Origin of the sequence: Actinomadura sp. 6N118 (assembly GCF_044326415.1) — a bacterium.
In the GTDB taxonomy this organism is placed as follows: Bacteria; Actinomycetota; Actinomycetes; order Streptosporangiales; family Streptosporangiaceae; genus Spirillospora.
Genome location: NZ_JBIRAZ010000007.1, coordinates 21,979 through 37,755, shown reverse-complemented (window position 1 = coordinate 37,755; position 15,777 = coordinate 21,979). Strand labels below are relative to the sequence as shown.

Annotated in this window: 26 protein-coding genes; 3 read left to right on the top strand and 23 right to left on the bottom strand. The window is 67.1% G+C overall.

What is annotated here, in order from left to right; translation table 11 throughout:
* Positions 1 to 130: 130 nt before the first annotated feature.
* From rplQ to infA, 7 genes are all read right to left on the bottom strand, one after another.
* Positions 131 to 613 (bottom strand): 50S ribosomal protein L17, encoded by a 483-nt coding sequence (gene rplQ, locus ACH34W_RS19195; RefSeq protein WP_395962272.1) that lies wholly within the window; start codon positions 611 to 613, stop codon positions 131 to 133.
* Positions 614 to 851: 238 nt separating this feature from the next.
* A complete protein-coding gene (locus ACH34W_RS19190; protein WP_131741171.1) occupies positions 852 to 1,865 on the bottom strand; it encodes a DNA-directed RNA polymerase subunit alpha in 1,014 nt (337 codons plus the stop codon).
* Positions 1,866 to 1,975: 110 nt separating this feature from the next.
* Positions 1,976 to 2,605, bottom strand: a complete 630-nt coding sequence (gene rpsD, locus ACH34W_RS19185) for a 30S ribosomal protein S4 (RefSeq protein WP_395962271.1) — start codon at positions 2,603 to 2,605, stop codon at positions 1,976 to 1,978.
* Positions 2,606 to 2,625: 20 nt separating this feature from the next.
* Positions 2,626 to 3,027, bottom strand: coding sequence for a 30S ribosomal protein S11 (rpsK, locus tag ACH34W_RS19180; RefSeq protein WP_285942685.1), 402 nt, complete (start codon positions 3,025 to 3,027; stop codon positions 2,626 to 2,628).
* Between the two features lie 54 nt (positions 3,028 to 3,081).
* Positions 3,082 to 3,462: a 30S ribosomal protein S13 gene (rpsM, locus tag ACH34W_RS19175; protein WP_395962270.1), complete on the bottom strand. Its 381-nt coding sequence runs from the start codon at positions 3,460 to 3,462 to the stop codon at positions 3,082 to 3,084.
* Positions 3,463 to 3,742: 280 nt separating this feature from the next.
* Positions 3,743 to 3,856, bottom strand: a complete 114-nt coding sequence (gene rpmJ / locus ACH34W_RS19170; RefSeq protein WP_018657566.1) for a 50S ribosomal protein L36 — start codon at positions 3,854 to 3,856, stop codon at positions 3,743 to 3,745.
* Positions 3,857 to 3,921: 65 nt separating this feature from the next.
* Positions 3,922 to 4,143, bottom strand: a complete 222-nt coding sequence (infA, locus tag ACH34W_RS19165; RefSeq protein WP_208260144.1) for a translation initiation factor IF-1 — start codon at positions 4,141 to 4,143, stop codon at positions 3,922 to 3,924.
* Positions 4,144 to 4,417: 274 nt separating this feature from the next.
* Between infA and ACH34W_RS19160 the strand changes: the two genes are divergently transcribed.
* Positions 4,418 to 4,966, top strand: a complete 549-nt coding sequence (locus ACH34W_RS19160) for a hypothetical protein (protein WP_395962269.1) — start codon at positions 4,418 to 4,420, stop codon at positions 4,964 to 4,966.
* Positions 4,967 to 4,969: 3 nt separating this feature from the next.
* Here the strand turns inward: ACH34W_RS19160 and ACH34W_RS19155 are convergent, their stop codons facing one another.
* Both ACH34W_RS19155 and ACH34W_RS19150 read right to left on the bottom strand, forming a co-directional pair.
* Entirely contained in the window at positions 4,970 to 5,638 is a 669-nt protein-coding gene (locus tag ACH34W_RS19155; protein WP_395962268.1) for a sortase domain-bontaining protein, read from the bottom strand.
* The gene (locus ACH34W_RS19150) at positions 5,631 to 5,948 is read right to left on the bottom strand and encodes a hypothetical protein (protein WP_395962267.1); all 318 of its coding nucleotides are present in this window, start codon (positions 5,946 to 5,948) and stop codon (positions 5,631 to 5,633) included. Before ACH34W_RS19150 ends, ACH34W_RS19155 begins: the two co-directional genes overlap by 8 nt.
* A 358-nt stretch (positions 5,949 to 6,306) precedes the next feature.
* Here ACH34W_RS19150 and ACH34W_RS19145 point away from each other — a divergent pair, with 358 nt between their 5' ends.
* Positions 6,307 to 7,116: a phosphodiesterase gene (locus tag ACH34W_RS19145; RefSeq protein ID WP_395962266.1), complete on the top strand. Its 810-nt coding sequence runs from the start codon at positions 6,307 to 6,309 to the stop codon at positions 7,114 to 7,116.
* 18 nt (positions 7,117 to 7,134) lie between these two features.
* Here ACH34W_RS19145 and ACH34W_RS19140 read toward each other — a convergent pair whose 3' ends face one another.
* The 4 genes from ACH34W_RS19140 to secY are packed head-to-tail and all read right to left on the bottom strand — an operon-like array spanning position 7,135 to position 10,316.
* A complete protein-coding gene (locus tag ACH34W_RS19140; RefSeq protein WP_395962265.1) occupies positions 7,135 to 7,575 on the bottom strand; it encodes a DUF1707 domain-containing protein in 441 nt (146 codons plus the stop codon).
* A 28-nt stretch (positions 7,576 to 7,603) separates the two neighbouring features.
* Positions 7,604 to 8,413, bottom strand: coding sequence for a type I methionyl aminopeptidase (gene map, locus ACH34W_RS19135; protein WP_395962710.1), 810 nt, complete (start codon positions 8,411 to 8,413; stop codon positions 7,604 to 7,606).
* 29 nt (positions 8,414 to 8,442) lie between these two features.
* Positions 8,443 to 9,096: an adenylate kinase gene (locus ACH34W_RS19130; RefSeq protein ID WP_395962264.1), complete on the bottom strand. Its 654-nt coding sequence runs from the start codon at positions 9,094 to 9,096 to the stop codon at positions 8,443 to 8,445.
* Positions 9,096 to 10,316, bottom strand: coding sequence for a preprotein translocase subunit SecY (gene secY, locus ACH34W_RS19125; protein ID WP_395962709.1), 1,221 nt, complete (start codon positions 10,314 to 10,316; stop codon positions 9,096 to 9,098). Before secY ends, ACH34W_RS19130 begins: the two co-directional genes overlap by 1 nt.
* 447 nt (positions 10,317 to 10,763) lie before the next feature.
* On the opposite strand from secY, the gene ACH34W_RS19120 reads away from it, so the two are divergent.
* Complete coding sequence (locus tag ACH34W_RS19120) at positions 10,764 to 11,294, top strand: hypothetical protein (protein WP_395962263.1); 531 nt, start codon at positions 10,764 to 10,766, stop codon at positions 11,292 to 11,294.
* Between the two features lie 159 nt (positions 11,295 to 11,453).
* Here the strand turns inward: ACH34W_RS19120 and rplO are convergent, their stop codons facing one another.
* From rplO to rplN, 10 genes are all read right to left on the bottom strand, one after another.
* Positions 11,454 to 11,894: a 50S ribosomal protein L15 gene (rplO, locus tag ACH34W_RS19115; protein ID WP_395962708.1), complete on the bottom strand. Its 441-nt coding sequence runs from the start codon at positions 11,892 to 11,894 to the stop codon at positions 11,454 to 11,456.
* 52 nt (positions 11,895 to 11,946) lie between these two features.
* Positions 11,947 to 12,129 carry a 50S ribosomal protein L30 gene (gene rpmD, locus ACH34W_RS19110; RefSeq protein ID WP_153537466.1) on the bottom strand — a complete coding sequence of 61 codons (183 nt, stop codon included), beginning with the start codon at positions 12,127 to 12,129 and terminating at the stop codon, positions 11,947 to 11,949.
* Entirely contained in the window at positions 12,126 to 12,752 is a 627-nt protein-coding gene (gene rpsE / locus ACH34W_RS19105) for a 30S ribosomal protein S5 (protein ID WP_395962707.1), read from the bottom strand. Before rpsE ends, rpmD begins: the two co-directional genes overlap by 4 nt.
* Positions 12,753 to 12,786: 34 nt before the next feature.
* The gene (gene rplR / locus ACH34W_RS19100) at positions 12,787 to 13,173 is read right to left on the bottom strand and encodes a 50S ribosomal protein L18 (RefSeq protein ID WP_151558940.1); all 387 of its coding nucleotides are present in this window, start codon (positions 13,171 to 13,173) and stop codon (positions 12,787 to 12,789) included.
* 2 nt (positions 13,174 to 13,175) lie between these two features.
* A complete protein-coding gene (gene rplF, locus ACH34W_RS19095; RefSeq protein ID WP_395962262.1) occupies positions 13,176 to 13,712 on the bottom strand; it encodes a 50S ribosomal protein L6 in 537 nt (178 codons plus the stop codon).
* A 16-nt stretch (positions 13,713 to 13,728) separates the two neighbouring features.
* Complete coding sequence (gene rpsH, locus ACH34W_RS19090; RefSeq protein ID WP_395962261.1) at positions 13,729 to 14,127, bottom strand: 30S ribosomal protein S8; 399 nt, start codon at positions 14,125 to 14,127, stop codon at positions 13,729 to 13,731.
* A 156-nt stretch (positions 14,128 to 14,283) separates the two neighbouring features.
* A complete protein-coding gene (locus ACH34W_RS19085; RefSeq protein WP_067454638.1) occupies positions 14,284 to 14,469 on the bottom strand; it encodes a type Z 30S ribosomal protein S14 in 186 nt (61 codons plus the stop codon).
* 2 nt (positions 14,470 to 14,471) lie between these two features.
* Positions 14,472 to 15,056, bottom strand: a complete 585-nt coding sequence (gene rplE / locus ACH34W_RS19080) for a 50S ribosomal protein L5 (RefSeq protein WP_395962260.1) — start codon at positions 15,054 to 15,056, stop codon at positions 14,472 to 14,474.
* A 2-nt stretch (positions 15,057 to 15,058) separates the two neighbouring features.
* Positions 15,059 to 15,367: a 50S ribosomal protein L24 gene (rplX, locus tag ACH34W_RS19075; protein ID WP_395962259.1), complete on the bottom strand. Its 309-nt coding sequence runs from the start codon at positions 15,365 to 15,367 to the stop codon at positions 15,059 to 15,061.
* A complete protein-coding gene (gene rplN, locus ACH34W_RS19070) occupies positions 15,367 to 15,735 on the bottom strand; it encodes a 50S ribosomal protein L14 (protein WP_026414311.1) in 369 nt (122 codons plus the stop codon). Before rplN ends, rplX begins: the two co-directional genes overlap by 1 nt.
* Positions 15,736 to 15,777: the final 42 nt, after the last annotated feature.

Here is a 15,777-nt window from a genome sequence, read left to right as displayed (position 1 = left end):
GGGACATGCTCCCCTGCGAATCGTCGCCCGCAGGGCCTGACCATGGGATCAGTCTGGCAAAGATCAGGCCCGCCGTCTCGTACCGGACGGCGGGCCTGTTCATGTCGCGCCAAGACGCAGGACGCTCGGACTATTCGGCCTTGGCCTCGTCGTCGGTCGCCTCGTCGGCGGCCTCGGCCTTGGTGGTGTCGACCTTCTCCTCCGGCTCCTCCGCGGCCTTAGGCGCAGCCGTGGCGGTGGCGGTGGAGGCGGTCAGCTGCTCCTGCACCAGCTCGATGACGGCCATGGGGGCGTTGTCGCCCTTACGCGGTCCGAGCTTGGTGATGCGGGTGTAGCCACCGGGACGGTTCTCGAACTTCGGCGCGATCTCGGTGAAGAGCTCGTGCAGAACGTTCTTGTCGCGGATCGTCCTGGCCACCAGGCGACGGTTGTGCAGGTCGCCCTTCTTGGCCTTGGTGATCAGCTTCTCCGCCAGGGGGCGGACCCGCCGGGCCTTGGCCTCGGTGGTGGTGATGCGACCGTGCTCGAACAGCGCCGTGGCCAGGTTGGCCAGCATGAGCCGCTGGTGCGCGGCGCTGCCGCCGAGGCGGGCACCCTTGGTGGGCTGAGGCATGTCGTTTCCTTCCTGCACCGGCCGTATCAGGTACCGGTGGCAGCTCATTCCGCGCCGGCCGTACGAGGTACCGGCGGCGGCCTAGCCCGCCACGGCCGGAGTAGAACCCCGGCCGCGACGGGCCTTGACGTGTCTTACAGGACCTACAGGTCCTACTCGATCAGTGTTGATCTGGGGGACGACCCCCAGACCCCCGAAATGTACTGACCGGCAATCCTCGCTTCGCTGCGGTTGCCGATCAGTATTGCTCGGTCTCGGCGTAGCTCTGGTCGTCGTCGCCGTAGTTGTCCGCCGCCGCGCTCGGGTCGAACCCGGGCGGGGAGTCCTTGAGCGACAGCCCCATGTCGTTGAGCTTCTGCTTGACCTCTTCGATCGACTTGGCGCCGAAATTCCTTATATCCAAGAGGTCCTGCTCGCTGCGGGCGACCAGCTCGCCCACAGAGTGGATGCCCTCGCGCTTGAGGCAGTTGTACGACCGCACCGTGAGGTTGAGCTCCTCGATCGGCAGGGCCAGGTCCGCGGCGAGCGCGGCGTCCGTCGGGGACGGGCCCATGTCGATGCCCTCGGCCTCGACGTTGAGCTCCCGGGCCAGGCCGAACAGCTCGACCAGGGTCTTGCCGGCGGAGGCCACCGCGTCGCGCGGGAGCATCGCCTGCTTGGTCTCGACGTCCAGGATCAGACGGTCGAAGTCGGTGCGCTGCTCGACACGGGTCGCCTCGACCTTGTAGGTGACCTTGAGCACGGGCGAGTAGATGGAGTCGATCGGAATCCGGCCGATCTCCTGGCCCGGCTGCTTGTTCTGGGCGGCGGAGACGTAGCCGCGGCCGCGCTCGACCGTCAGCTCCATCTCCAGCTTGGCCTTGTTGTTCAGCGTGGCGATGTGGAGGTCCGGGTTGTGGACCTCGACGCCCGCCGGCGGCGCGATGTCGGCCGCGGTCACCTCGCCCGGGCCCTGCTTGCGCAGGTACATGACCACGGGCTCGTCGTGCTCGGAGGAGACGACCAGCTCCTTGAGGTTCAGGATGATGTCGGTGACATCCTCCTTGACCCCGGGAACGGTCGAGAACTCGTGCAGAACGCCCTCGATCCGGATGCTGGTGACAGCCGCACCGGGGATCGAGGAGAGCAGGGTACGACGCAGCGAGTTGCCGATCGTGTAGCCGAAGCCCGGCTCCAGCGGCTCGATGGTGAACCGCGACCGGTACTCGTCGACCTGCTCTTCGGTGAGAGTGGGACGCTGAGCGATGAGCATTTTTGAACCTTCTTTCCGCGGTGCCCGCTATATGACGACCGCAGTACTTTCCTTCCGCCCCATCGCCGTGATCACACCTGGAGGCATGATCACGGCGACGGAATGAGCCCTTACTTGGAGTAGAGCTCGACGATCAGCTGCTCCTGGACCGGCGCGTCGATCTGCTGCCGGACCGGGAGGGAGTGCACGAGGATGCGCATGGCGCCCTCGGTGACGATCCCGAGCCATGCCGGGACCTGCTGCTCGCCGGCCTCCGCGCGAGCGACCACGAACGGGGTCATCTCGAGCGACTTCTGCCGGACCTCGACGATGTCCGCCTCGCCGACCAGGAAGGACGGGATGTCGACCTTCTTGCCGTTGACCTGGAAGTGGCCGTGGCGGATCAGCTGGCGGGCCGCGTCGCGGGACTTGGCGAAGCCGGCGCGGTAGACGACGTTGTCGAGACGGCGCTCGAGCAGGGTGAGGAGGTTCTCACCCGTCTTGCCGCCCTGGCGGTTGGCCTCGACGTAGTAGTTGCTGAACTGGCGCTCGAGCACGCCGTAGATGCGCTTGGCCTTCTGCTTCTCGCGCAGCTGGAGCAGGTACTCGGTCTCCTTGGGACGACCGCGGCCGTGCTCACCCGGCGGGTAGGGCCGGATCTCGATCGGGCACTTGGGGCCCATGCACTTGCTGCCCTTGAGGAACAGCTTCATCTTCTCCCGACGGCAAAGCTTGCAGTCGGCACCCGTGTAACGAGCCATTGTTCTAGTTCTCCCCTGCCTCAGACCCGGCGACGCTTCGGCGGGCGGCAGCCGTTGTGCGGAACCGGCGTGACGTCCTGGATCGAGCCCACCTCGAGGCCGGTCGCCTGCAGCGACCGGATGGCGGTCTCGCGGCCCGAGCCCGGGCCCTTCACGAAGACGTCGACCTTCCGCATGCCGTGCTCCATGGCGCGGCGGGCGGCGGCCTCGGCGGCCTGCTGAGCGGCGAACGGGGTGGACTTACGCGAGCCCTTGAAGCCCACGTGGCCCGAGGAGGCCCAGGCGATCACGTTCCCGTTGGGGTCGGTGATCGAGACGATCGTGTTGTTGAACGTGCTCTTGATGTGGGCGTGCCCATGAGCGACGTTCTTCTTTTCCTTGCGACGCACCTTTTTGGCGCCGACACGGCTCTTAGGAGGCATGTGCTCTCTCTACTCTGAGGTCATCGATCCAACTCGGACCGAAGTCCGGGCGGACTACTTCTTGCCGGCCTTCTTCTTGCCGGCCACGGTCTTCTTCTTGCCCTTGCGGGTACGCGCGTTGGTCTGCGTGCGCTGACCGTGCACGGGGAGACCGCGGCGGTGCCGGATCCCCTGGTAGCTACCGATCTCGATCTTGCGGCGGATGTCCGCCTGAATCTCACGGCGAAGGTCACCCTCGACCTTGTAGTTCGACTCGATCCAGTCACGGAGCCTGACCAGTTCTTCGTCACCGAGCTGATGAACCCGCAGGTCCGGGTTGACGCCGGTGTTCTTCAGCGTCTCCTGGGCGCGGGTACGACCGACACCGAAGACGTAGGTGAGAGCGATCTCGACGCGCTTGTCACGCGGGAGATCGACGCCGAGGAGGCGTGCCATCGTGGGCAGTTCCCTTCATTGGCGGAGGTATTGACGCATCGCGATCCGCTCACACCCTGCCCGGGTGGCGGCCTCGGCCTCCGTCCGAGGGTCTCCCTTCACACGACCGTGCCGTACGACCTGATCTTGCGGTCGGCCCCCGGGGTTCCGGGGGTCGCCCCCCCGGGTGAACACTCACCTTGAGGGAGGAAGCTTTCGCTTCCGACCAAAAAATCAGATGCGTACGGCGACCGAAGTACGAAGCTTGCGATGCGCTGGATTTACTTGTGCGTCGGGGTCGTCAGCCCTGGCGCTGCTTGTGACGCGGGTCGGAGCAGATGACCATGACCCGGCCGTGCCGGCGAATGACGCGGCACTTCTGGCAGATCTTCTTGACGCTCGGCTTGACCTTCACTGGGTCTCCTAAGGATCAGGGTCACCCCCGCGCCGCCACGCACGGGGAAGGCAACCCCAGTGGGATTACTTGTAGCGGTAGACGATCCGACCGCGCGTGAGGTCGTAGGGGCTCAGCTCCACGACGACGCGGTCGTCCGGCAGGATCCGGATGTAGTGCATCCGCATCTTGCCGCTGATGTGGGCGAGCACCTTGTGCCCGTTGTCGAGCTCCACCCTGAACATGGCGTTCGGGAGCGACTCGATGACGACGCCCTCGATCTCGATGGCGCCTTCCTTCTTGGCCATGTCCTCCGCGCTTCGCTGATCGGCTCATTGGACTCGGCCCGCGCACACCGAAGGGATGTCCCAGAGGTGATCCGGCCGCACCCATGCCACGTCACCAGAAGGTTCAGGCTGGGATTCAGGCGGCCGACAACGGACCGACATAGGAGTCTACGTCAACCGGCCGCCGAATGTGAAATTCACGCACGATCCGGCCCCGGAGACTACTCCCGACTCAAGCATACAGCGCTCACGCGTTGTACCTTTCCAGGAGAGAACAACAGGGAGGAGGACCAGCATGCCCAGCTATGACTTCGCGCTGGTCCTCAGCCGTCCGCTCTACGAGGACGAGCTCGATCCTTTGTTCGACCGCACCCACGGCCACGTGACGGTGTCGATCATCAGCGAGCCGCACCACGCCGAGCGTCCGGGCAACGCCACGTGCACCTGGCAGGGCCCGACGCTGGCCACCGCGATCATGGATGTGATCGCGCACCTGGAGGCCAGCGCCCCCGGGCTCCATGTCGAACGGGTCGAGGCCGACCCGCTCCTGACCATCCGCGATATCGCCGAGCGTGTCGGCCGGTCGGCCGACTCGGTGCGCCTGGCCATCACCGGCGCCCGCGGCGCGGGCGGCTTCCCCGCCTCCGAGCTCTCCAGCGCCGGGCACCGGCTCTGGCGCTGGTCCAAGGTCGCCGCCTGGTACGACCTGGACGACCCCCAGCTCCGCGAGGCCTGGCCCACCGCCCGTGCGATCAACGGCTGGCTGGCCCTGCGCGACGTGGTCCCCGACGTCGCCCCGGCCCCCGAGGCGATCACGAACGCCCTCTCGGCGGTCGTCGCCTGAGGCTCACGTCTCCAGCAGATCGGAGAGCCGGTAGGCGCCAGCGAACGAGCCGCGGACGATCAGGTGATCCGGGTGGGGACGCCAGGCGTCGTCGTGGAGGCCCGCGCAGGCGATCAAGCGGAGTTCGGGGGCTCCACGGCGGACGCACTCTGCCGGAAGGCCCTGCCCGGAGATCTGCTCGGCCGAGGTGATCCGGAACACCGCCACGGTCTCGTCCGCCCGGACGATCCCGACGATGTCGCCGTGCGCCAGCTCGCGGAGCCGGGCGAAGACCGCCGGTCCGGTCATGGTCTCGACCCGGCCGACGATCAGCGCCGCGCCCGGCTCGCCAGGGCTCGCGCCGCGTGCGTACCACCCGGCCACATTGTGCTCACCGAGCTGCGGCACCTCGACCCGGCCGCTCCTGGTCGTCCCGACGCCGGCCAGCGGCGCGTTCACCCCGATCTTCGGGATCGCAATGGAGATGGGCTGGACCCGGCCCAGCGTGCCCGGCAGCGGCACCGGACGTCCGGTGCCGGGCCCCGCCACCGCGGGCGCCGCGGGAGCCGCCGCAGCGGGAAGGGCGCTCTGCGTGCTGCGCCGGGCCGTACGATCGCCCCGCAACGCACAGCCGATCACGACCTGGGACCGGCCCGCCACGATTCCAGGGACACGGCGGCAGCGATCAGACATGGGGCTCCGTCCGGCGCCGGCGGGCCCGCCACACCGCGACCCCGATGCCCGCGACGACCACCAGCGTGCCGCCAGCAGCGATCATGGCGCCCCAACCCTCCTGGGGCGCCGTGGCGGGTTCCGAGCCGCCCTGCCCGGGCGACACCACCTCGATGGTGCCGGTGATCGTCGACCCGCCCGAGCACCTCACCTTCACCGGATAGAGGCTCGGTGTGGTGGACGCACCGATCCCGGTCTTGCCCAGCGGACGGTCGTTCGCCGGCTCCAGCGGCATCCGGACACCGCGCGGGAACGCGTTCGACGTCGCCACGGGTTCAACGCACGTCCCGGGCACGGAGATCTCGACCGTCTGCCCCGGCCCGGCCCGGACGGGTTTGACCTTTACCCCGTACCCCGTCGTCGACGTGCGGCGCGGCCGCCAAGGCGGTACCGATCGCGGCCGCCGCGCAGGCTGTCGGTAGTCTGCGGATCATCGGTTCCCCCCGGGGGTCGGCTCCACTGGCACACGGAGCTCGTTGATCTTCTTGTCCCCGCGCCAAGTCGACACCGCGGTCAATCGGGCGCAAAGATCGTTCCAGCACTCCGTCCGGTTCCCGGCTCGGGACCGGCCCGGCCAACCTGTGCGCCGCCCGTGGGTCCGTGATGTGTTTACCAAGGGGGAGGGATCAATGGCGATCATTGCGCAGCTCAGCGACATCCACCTCGCCGCCGGCAAGAACGGTGAGGTCGATGACGACTCCGGTCCAGTACGAGCCCTGCGCGCGGCCGTGTCCAGCCTCCTCGCGCTGCCCGCTCGCCCGGACGCCGTCGTGCTCACCGGCGACCTCGCCGACGGCGGGCGTCCCGCCGAATACACCCGGCTGCACGCGCTGCTGTCGCCGCTGCCGATGGCGGTCTATCCGCTGCCCGGCAACCACGACGACCGCGACGCGATGCGCGATGCGTTCAGGGACCACCCGGCGGTGGCCGGATCGGGTCAGGACGGCTCACCGGTGCAGTACGCGGTGGATGTGAACGGTGTCCGCCTCGTCTGCTGCGACACCACCGTCCCAGGCAATCCGCACGGCGAAATGGACGAGGAACGCCTGGCCTGGCTGGACGACGCCCTCTCCGCCGCGCCGGAGACCCCGACGGTCGTGGCGACCCATCACCCGCCGTACCCGCTCGGGATCCGCTTCATCGACGACATGCGCTTCGCCGACACCACCGGCTTCGCCGAGGTCGTCGGCCGCCATCCGCAGGTGGCCCGGGTGATCAGCGGCCACGTGCACCGCGGCTCGGTGGGCTCCCTCGGGGCGACGATCTGCACGACCTGCCCCAGCACCTACCGGCAGCTCTTCCTGGACCTCACCCGCCCCGGCAGGGCAGCGGTGACCGGAGAGCCCGCCGGTTTCGCCGTACACCTCGTCACGGCGGAAAACGCGACCACCCACTTCGTGCCGACGGGCAACTACCGCCCCCTCATGGAGGTCGACTAAACCCGCCCCTGTAGGCGCTCAGGTGTCCCGGCGGGGGCCGAAGATCGTGCGCACGAGCAGGATGACGCCCCAGGGGCCGGCCACCCACAGGAACCACGGGTAGACGGCACCGGTGGTCAGGGCGACGATCAGCCAGACGCTGAAGCAGATCGCGCTCACCGAGGCCCAGCTCGCCCACATGGCCGCAGGCCCGGTCAGGGAGAGCTCGCCAAAGTTCTGCTTGGCGGGGACGTTCGTCGTCGAACGGTGGGAAGCCGGGACCGGGAGGGCGTACAGGTCTTCCTCGGGGAGATCCGAGGTGACCTCCTGCAGATCCCCGAGGGTCTTGGCCGCGTACGTGGCCTCCAGCCGCTCGTGCAGCTCGTCCATCGTGATGCGGCCTTCGGCACAGTGCTCGCGCAGGGCCGTGGCCACACGATCCCGGTCGGCGTCCGAAGCGCGCATCTCAGGGTTCGTCATGGCCACCCCTTCGGGGATCGGGAGGGTCCTACCCCTCAAGCTTGGCGAACCACTCCCGGCCCTCGTCAAGGGCCGTCAGCACGCGGGGGCCGTCCGCCGTCACGGCGAACGTGTGCTCGAAGTGCGCGGAGAACTCGCCGTCCGTGGTGATCACGGTCCAGCCGTCCTCCAGCTCGACCGTCGCCTTGGTGCCGAGATTGACCATCGGCTCGACCGCGAAGCACATCCCGACCTCCAGCACGGGCCCGTAGCCGGGGGCGCCGTGGTTGGGGATCAGCGGGTCCATGTGCATCTCGGTCCCGATGCCGTGGCCCCCGTAGCCCTCAACGATGCCGTAAGGGCCCTGAGAGCGAATGTAGGACTCGATCGCGTACGACATGTCCGTGAGCCTGGCCCCGTCCACTCCGGCCCTCAGACCGTGCCACAGGGACGCCTCGGTGACCTCCAGCAGTTTGGTCAGCCTGGGAGTGACCTCCCCCACCGGAACGGTGATCGCCGAGTCGCCGTGCCAGCCCTCCACGATCGCGCCGCAGTCGATCGAGATGATGTCGCCGTCCTGGAGCACCTTCGTGTCGCGCGGGATGCCGTGCACGATCTCCTCGTTCACCGAGGCGCAGATCGTGCCGGGGAAGCCGTGGTAACCCTTGAACGAGGGGATGCCGCCGTGGTCGCGGATGTTCTCCTCGGCGATCGTGTCCAGATCGAGCGTCGTGATGCCCGGCTTGACCGCCTCGCGCAGCAGCTGCAGGGTCTCGCCGACCAGCAGGCCCGCCTTGCGCATCAGCTCGATCTGCTCGGCGGTCTTCATCTGGATCACAGGCCTGCGCCGTTTGAACATGTCTCCCCCTGGATCGCGGTCGTCGGGGGTCATCTCTCCAGAGGGCGCAGCTCGTCCAGCGCGCGCTTGGTGACCTCCTCGACCGGACCGGTCGCGTCGATACCCTTCAGGATGCCTTCATCGGCGTAGAACTGGACCAGCGGGGAGGTTTGTTCCTGATAGACCTCGAGCCGGTGGCGGACGACGCCTTCCTTGTCGTCGTCACGCTGGAAGAGGTGGCCGCCGCAGTCGTCGCAGACGTCGTCCCTCTTGTCGTCGAAGTCGACGTGCCAGATGCGACCGCACCGCTCGCACGTGCGCCGGCCTGACAGCCGGCGCACGACCTCGTCCTCGTCGACGACGAGCTCCAGCACGATGTCGAGCTTGGCGTCGAAGTCGGAGGACAGGATTTTCTTCAGCGTCTCGGCCTGGGGCACGTTGCGCGGGAAGCCGTCCAGCAGGAAGCCGTCCCGCGCGTCGTCCTCGGCAAGCCGGTCGCGCACCATCGCGATGGTGACCTCGTCGGGGACGAGGTCGCCGCGGTCCATGTAGGCCTTGGCCTGGCGGCCGAGCTCGGTACCGCCGCTCACGTTGGCTCGGAAGATGTCACCTGTCGAGATCTTCGGGATGGACAGATGCGATGCGATGAACTGGGCCTGTGTCCCCTTGCCCGCTCCCGGGGGGCCCACCAGCACGATACGCACTATCGGAGGAAGCCCTCGTAGTTACGCTGCTGCAACTGAGATTCGACCTGCTTCACGGTATCCAGCCCGACGCCGACGACGATGAGAATGCTCGTCCCACCGAACGGGAAGTCGTTGGTCGCCTTCAGCAGTGCGAACGCCACCATCGGGATCAGTGCGACAAGCCCCAGGTACAGCGCACCGGGAGTGGTGATCCGGGTCAGCACATAGTCGAGGTACTCGGCGGTCGGCCGGCCCGGACGGATGCCTGGGATGAATCCACCATACTTCTTCATGTTGTCGGCTACTTCAGTGGGGTTGAACGTGATCGCCACGTAGAAGTAAGTGAAGAAGATGATGAAGCCGAAGAAGACGGCCATGTGCCAAGCGTTGTCCTGCTGCAGGTAGGGCTGGATCTTGATCATCCACTTGTTCTCCGGCCAGAGCTGGGAGCCCAGCACCGGCAGGTAGAGCAGCGACGAGGCGAAGATGACCGGGATGATGCCGGCCTGGTTGACCTTGAGCGGGATGTAGGTCGAGGTGCCGCCGTACATCCGGCGGCCGACCATCCGCTTGGCGTACTGCACCGGGATGCGGCGCTGCGCCTGTTCGACGAACACGACGCCCGCCATGATCGCCAGCCCGACGATGATGACCAGCGCGAAGACGAACGGCGACTTCTTGGTGTAGATGCCCCAGAACTGCGCCGGGAAGACCGCGACCACCTGGGTGAAGATCAGGATGGACATGCCGTTGCCGACGCCGCGGTCGGTGATGAGCTCACCGAGCCACATGATCACCGAGGTGCCGGCCACCATGCAGACGACCATGGTGACGATGGGGAAGACGCCCTTGTCGTAGAGGACGTCCGCCTGCGACGCGCTGCCGAACAACTGGCCAGAGCTCGCCATCGCCACGATGCCGGTGCCCTGCAGGATCGCCAGCGCGACCGTCAGGTACCGGGTGTACTGCGTGATCTTCGTGGTGCCGGCCTGGCCCTCCTTCTTGAGGGCCTCCAGCCGCGGGATCACCACCGTCAGCAGCTGCAAGATGATGCTCGCCGTGATGTAGGGCATGATCCCCAGCGCGAACACCGAAAGCTTCAACAGCGCGCCACCACTGAACAGGTCGACGAGCTGGAAGACCTGACCCGACGACCCCTTCTTGGCTGCGTCGGCCGTCTCCTTCAACACCTCGACGTTCACGTTCGGCGTCGGCAGGCCTGAGCCGATCCGGAACACGAGGATGATGAAAAGCGTGAAGAGTATCTTTTTACGCAGGTCAGGCGTACGGAAAGCCCGAGCGAACGCGGTCAGCACTATTCCTCCTGCATGACCTGCACCAATGCGGCAGAGTCGATCTGGATCAAATCACCGGGGTGAGCGACGCCGACGCCCCGCCCAGGGGCATACCTTATCTTGCCCCAGGAGCGCACTCGCCCACGGCGAAGCGTGACGGCTCCGCCCAGGGTAGCGGCTACCACAGGCGACTTCGAATCATCTCGCTACTAGCGCAAAACCTATGCCGACGCTTCATGCGGCTTCCGCCCCGCCCGACACTTTCGCACCAGGGTTTGAGCTGGTGCGGAGACTCGCCCGCGATACTTCAGAGACACAACGGAGACGCAACGGAGACAGGTCCACTTTCCAATTGCGGCGGAAGCAACAACATCCGAGGGAAGAAGGGTCATGAGTCTCAGCGTCAAACTAGGCACCGTCGCGCTGACCGGCGTCGCCACGCTCTCCCCCATGGTCGCCACGGGCACCGCCCACGCGGAGGTAGCCCCGGCCGCCCCGGCCGCCGCGTCCTCCACCGCGGCGTCCGCCACCGCCGGTTACTCCGCCGTCCGGCTGGCCGACCTCGAAGGCCAGCTGACGTCCGCCGGCCGTGAGGTCCTCAAGGCCGCCCCCAACTGCGTCTACATGTGGCGGCCGTACAAGCAGAAGTTCAGGAATGGCTGGCACACGGTCATCGGCGGCAAGCTCAAGAACTGCGGCGCCACCTACTTCAAGGTCACGCTCCAGCAGAAGCGCTGGTGGGGTTGGGACGGCCGTTCCAGCAAGACCATCTACCGCAAGGGCAGCGTCAACCCCAAGGCCAAGTGCAAGTCCAGCGGCACCTACACCTGGCGGGCCCACGGCAACTGGTACCGGAGGACTCCCAGGGGATCCGAGACCCTCTGGATCGGCGTAACCAAGACGACCCGCCACCGCTGCTAGTGCCGTCCGCTCATAAGAGCGGCACCCCAGTCTCCACACAGCCAGCGGAGCATGCACACACAGCCCTACACTCCCGGCCCCACACGCCCGGTGGAGCGTAGGGATGCGGCAGGGCCCCGGTCCCCTTGCGGGGGGCCGGGGCCCTGTTCGCGTGCTTGCTTACAGCTCGTCGGTGGTGCCACCGGCTGCGGCGATCTTCTCCTTGGCGGACTTGGAGAAGGCGTTGACCTTCACCTGGACCGCGACGGAGATGTCGCCGGTGCCGAGGACCTTCACCGGACGGTTGGGGCGCACCGCGCCCTTCGCCGCCAGGTCCTGCGCCGTGACCTCGCCACCCTCGGGGTAGAGCTCGGACAGCTTGTCCAGGTTCACGACCTGGAACTCGACCCGGTTGGGGTTCTTGAAGCCCTTGAGCTTCGGGATGCGGCGGATCAGGGGCATCTGGCCGCCCTCGAACCCGACCGGAACCGTGTTGCGGGCCTTGGTGCCCTTGGTGCCGCGACCAGAGGTCTTGCCCTTGGACGCCTCACCACGGCCCTTGCGGACCTTGGCCTTGTTGGCGCCGGGGGCCGGACGCAGGTCGTGCACCTTGAGGGGCATGCCCTCAGTGGCCCCCTCAGTGGCGGTGGTCTCCTTGTTGAGATCAGCCATGTCAGTCGACCTCCTCGACGGTGACCAGGTGCGCCACCGTCCGGATCATGCCGAGCACCTGCGGGGTGTCCTCGCGAACGGTGCTCTGACCGATCTTCTTGAGGCCCAGGGTGCGCAGCGTGTCACGCTGGTTCTGCTTCTCCGAAATCACGGACTTGATCTGCGTGATCTTGAGCTGGCTCATGAGGTCGGTGCCTCCGCCCTCGGCTCACTGCCGGCGGCGCGTGCACGCAGCATGGCTGCCGGGGCGACGTCCTCGATCGGCAGGCCGCGCTTGGCCGCGATCTCCTCGGGCCGCTTGAGCGCCTTCAGACCGGCGATCGTGGCGTGCACGATGTTGATCGCGTTGTCACTGCCCAGCGACTTGCTCAGCACGTCGTGGATGCCGGCGCACTCCAGCACGGCGCGCACCGGACCACCGGCGATCACACCGGTACCCGGGCTGGCCGGGCGCAGCAGGACCTCGCCCGCGGCGTCCCGCTCCTGCACCAGGTGCGGGATGGTGCCCTGGATCCGCGGCACCTTGAAGAAGTGCTTCTTGGCCTCTTCGACGCCCTTGGCGATGGCCGCGGGGACTTCCTTGGCCTTGCCGTAGCCGACGCCGACGGTGCCGTTGCCGTCACCGACGATGACGAGGGCGGTGAAGCTGAAGCGACGACCACCCTTCACGACCTTGGCGACACGGTTGATCGCCACGACCTTCTCGATGTACGACTGGCCCTTGTCGGCGCCACCGCGGCGGTCGTCGCGGCGGCCGTCGCGACGGTCGCCACCCTGACCGCCACCACGCCTCTGCGCTGCCATCAGTGGTTCCTCTTCTCGTTAAGGGAATTAAGGGCCATCACAGCTGGAGGCCCCCCTCGCGAGCGCCGTCCGCGACAGCGGCGACACGCCCGTGGTACTTGTTGCCGCCACGGTCGAAGACCACGGCGGAGACACCGGCCTCCTTGGCCCGCGCGGCGACGAGCTCGCCGACCTTGCGGGACTTGGCGGTCTTGTCGCCGGAGTCACTGCGCAGCTCCGCCTCCATCGTCGACGCGTGGGCCAGCGTGTGGCCCGCGGTGTCGTCGATGACCTGGACGAAGACGTGCTTGGTGGAGCGGGTCACGACCAGGCGAGGACGCGCGGCGGTGCCGACGACCTTCTTCCGGACCCGCAGGTGCCGGCGCTTGCGGGACTTGGCCCGCGCCAGCGTGGCCTTTCCGGCCAGGGTCTTGGTGCCTGCCATGACTACTTACCAGCCTTTCCGACCTTGCGACGGATGTGCTCGCCCTCGTAACGCACGCCCTTGCCCTTGTACGGGTCGGGCTTGCGCAGCTTACGAATGTTGGCGGCCACCTCGCCGACCTTCTGCTTGTCGATGCCCTCGACCTTGATCTGGGTCGGCTTCTCGACGGTGAAGGTGATGCCGTCGGGCGCCTCGACCAGGATCGGGTGGCTGTAGCCCAGGGAGAACTCGATGTTCTTGCCCTTGGGCACGGCGCGGTAACCGACACCCTGGATCACGAGGGTCTTGCTGTAGCCCTCGGTGACACCGACGACCATGTTGTTGATGAGCGCGCGAGTGAGACCGTGCAACGCGCGCACGGTGTTCACGTCGTTCGGGCGGCCGACGGTGAGCGTGCCGCTCTCGAGCTGAACCTCGATCGGCTCGGCCACGACGTGGGACAGCGTGCCCTTGGGCCCCTTGACGGTGACCTCCTGGCCGTCGATCTTCACGTCGACGCCGCTGGGCACGGTGATGGGAAGTCGTCCAATACGAGACATGGTTAGAGCCCTCCCCTCACCAGACGTAGGCGAGGACTTCCCCGCCCACGCCGCGCTTGCCTGCCTGCCGGTCGGTCATCAGACCGGAGGACGTCGAGATGATCGCGATCCCCAGGCCCCCGAGCACCCTCGGCAGGTTGTCCTTCTTGGCGTACACGCGCAGACCCGGCTTCGAGACGCGCTTGATGCCGGCGATCGAACGCTCACGCGTCGGACCGAACTTGAGCTCGATGTTGAGCTTCTTGCCGACCTCGGCGTCCTCGACGCTCCAGCCGGTGATGTAACCCTCCTGCTGGAGGATCTCGGCGATATGCGCCTTGATCTTCGAGTACGGCATGGCCACCGAGTCGTGGTATGCCGAGTTGGCGTTCCGCAGACGTGTCAACATGTCTGCGATCGGGTCGGTCATCGTCATGGCCTACTGGCCCTCCCTCGCCACGGTTTCCAGGCTCCGGAACCGGATCCGTGGACCTTTGGCGCGGTCGTGGGCACCTTCATCAGATGCCCGGTTGGTCATTACAGGCTGGTGCCGGCGCGGGCCGTTCCCTCAGCGGTCGCGGCCCGCGGAGGTTCACCAGCTCGACTTGGTGATGCCGGGAAGCTCACCGCGGTGCGCCATCTCACGGAAGCACACTCGGCAGAGGCCGAACTTCCGGTAGACGGAGCGCGGACGGCCGCAGCGCGAGCAGCGAGTGTACGCGCGCACGCCGAACTTCGGCTTCCGTCCCGCCTTGGCGATCAGCGACTTCTTCGCCATGCTCAGTTCTCCTTGAAGGGGAAGCCCAGGAGCTTGAGCAGCGCCCGGCCCTCGTCGTCGGTCTTGGCTGAGGTGACGAGCGTGATGTCCATGCCCCGCGAGCGGTCGACCTTGTCCGGGTCGATCTCGTGGAACATGACCTGCTCGGTCAGCCCGAAGGTGTAGTTGCCGTTGCCGTCGAACTGCCGGGGCGACAAGCCCCGGAAGTCACGGATCCGCGGCAGCGCCGTGGACAGCAGCCGGTCCAGGAACTCCCACATGCGGTCGCCGCGCAGCGTGACGTGCGCGCCGATCGGCATGCCCTCGCGCAGCTTGAACTGCGCGATGGACTTGCGGGCCCGGTTGACGGCCGGCTTCTGGCCGGTGATCGCCGAGAGGTCCTTGATGGCACCCTCGATCAGCTTGGCGTCCTTGGCGGCGTCACCCACACCCATGTTGACCACGATCTTGGTCAGGCCGGGGATCTGCATCACGTTGGCGTAGCCGAACTGCTCCTGCAGCCCCTTCGCGATCTCCTCGCGGTAGCGGAGCTTCAGGCGCGGCTGCGGAACGGGGCGCTCGGTGGTCTCGGTCACGGTGTCGGTCATTGTCAGATCTCCTTGCCGGTACGGCGCGAGACCCGGACCTTCGTGCCGTCCTCGTCGATGCGGTAGCCGGCGCGAACCGGCTTGCCGTCCTCGACGAGAGCCACGTTGCTGACGTGGAGCGGCGCTTCGACCTTGACCTGGCCGCTCTCCTTGCCGGCCCGCTGCGCGTCGGCCTTGATGTTCTTGGTGATGATGTTGACGCCCTCGACGACAACACGCTCCCGGTTCGGGTCGACGCGCAGGACCTTGCCCGTGGCGCCCTTGTCCTTACCGGCGATGACGATGACCTCGTCACCCTTCTTGATCTTCATCACAGCACCTCCGGCGCGAGCGAGATGATTCGCATGAACTTCTTCTCGCGCAACTCGCGGCCCACCGGGCCGAAGATACGGGTGCCGCGGGGGTCGCCACCGTCCTTGATCAGGACGGCCGCGTTCTCGTCGAAGCGGATGTAGGAGCCATCGGGACGACGACGCTCCTTGCGGGTACGCACGACAACTGCCTTGACGACGTCACCCTTCTTCACGCCGGCGCCGGGAAGGGCGTCCTTCACCGTCGCAACGATGACGTCGCCGACTCCCGCGTAGCGCCGACCCGAGCCGCCGAGCACACGGATGCAAAGGATCTCCTTCGCACCCGTGTTGTCGGCGACCTTGAGTCGCGACTCCTGCTGGATCACGTCAACTCCTGTTCGTCACACCGGTTCTGCCCGCTCCCGGGC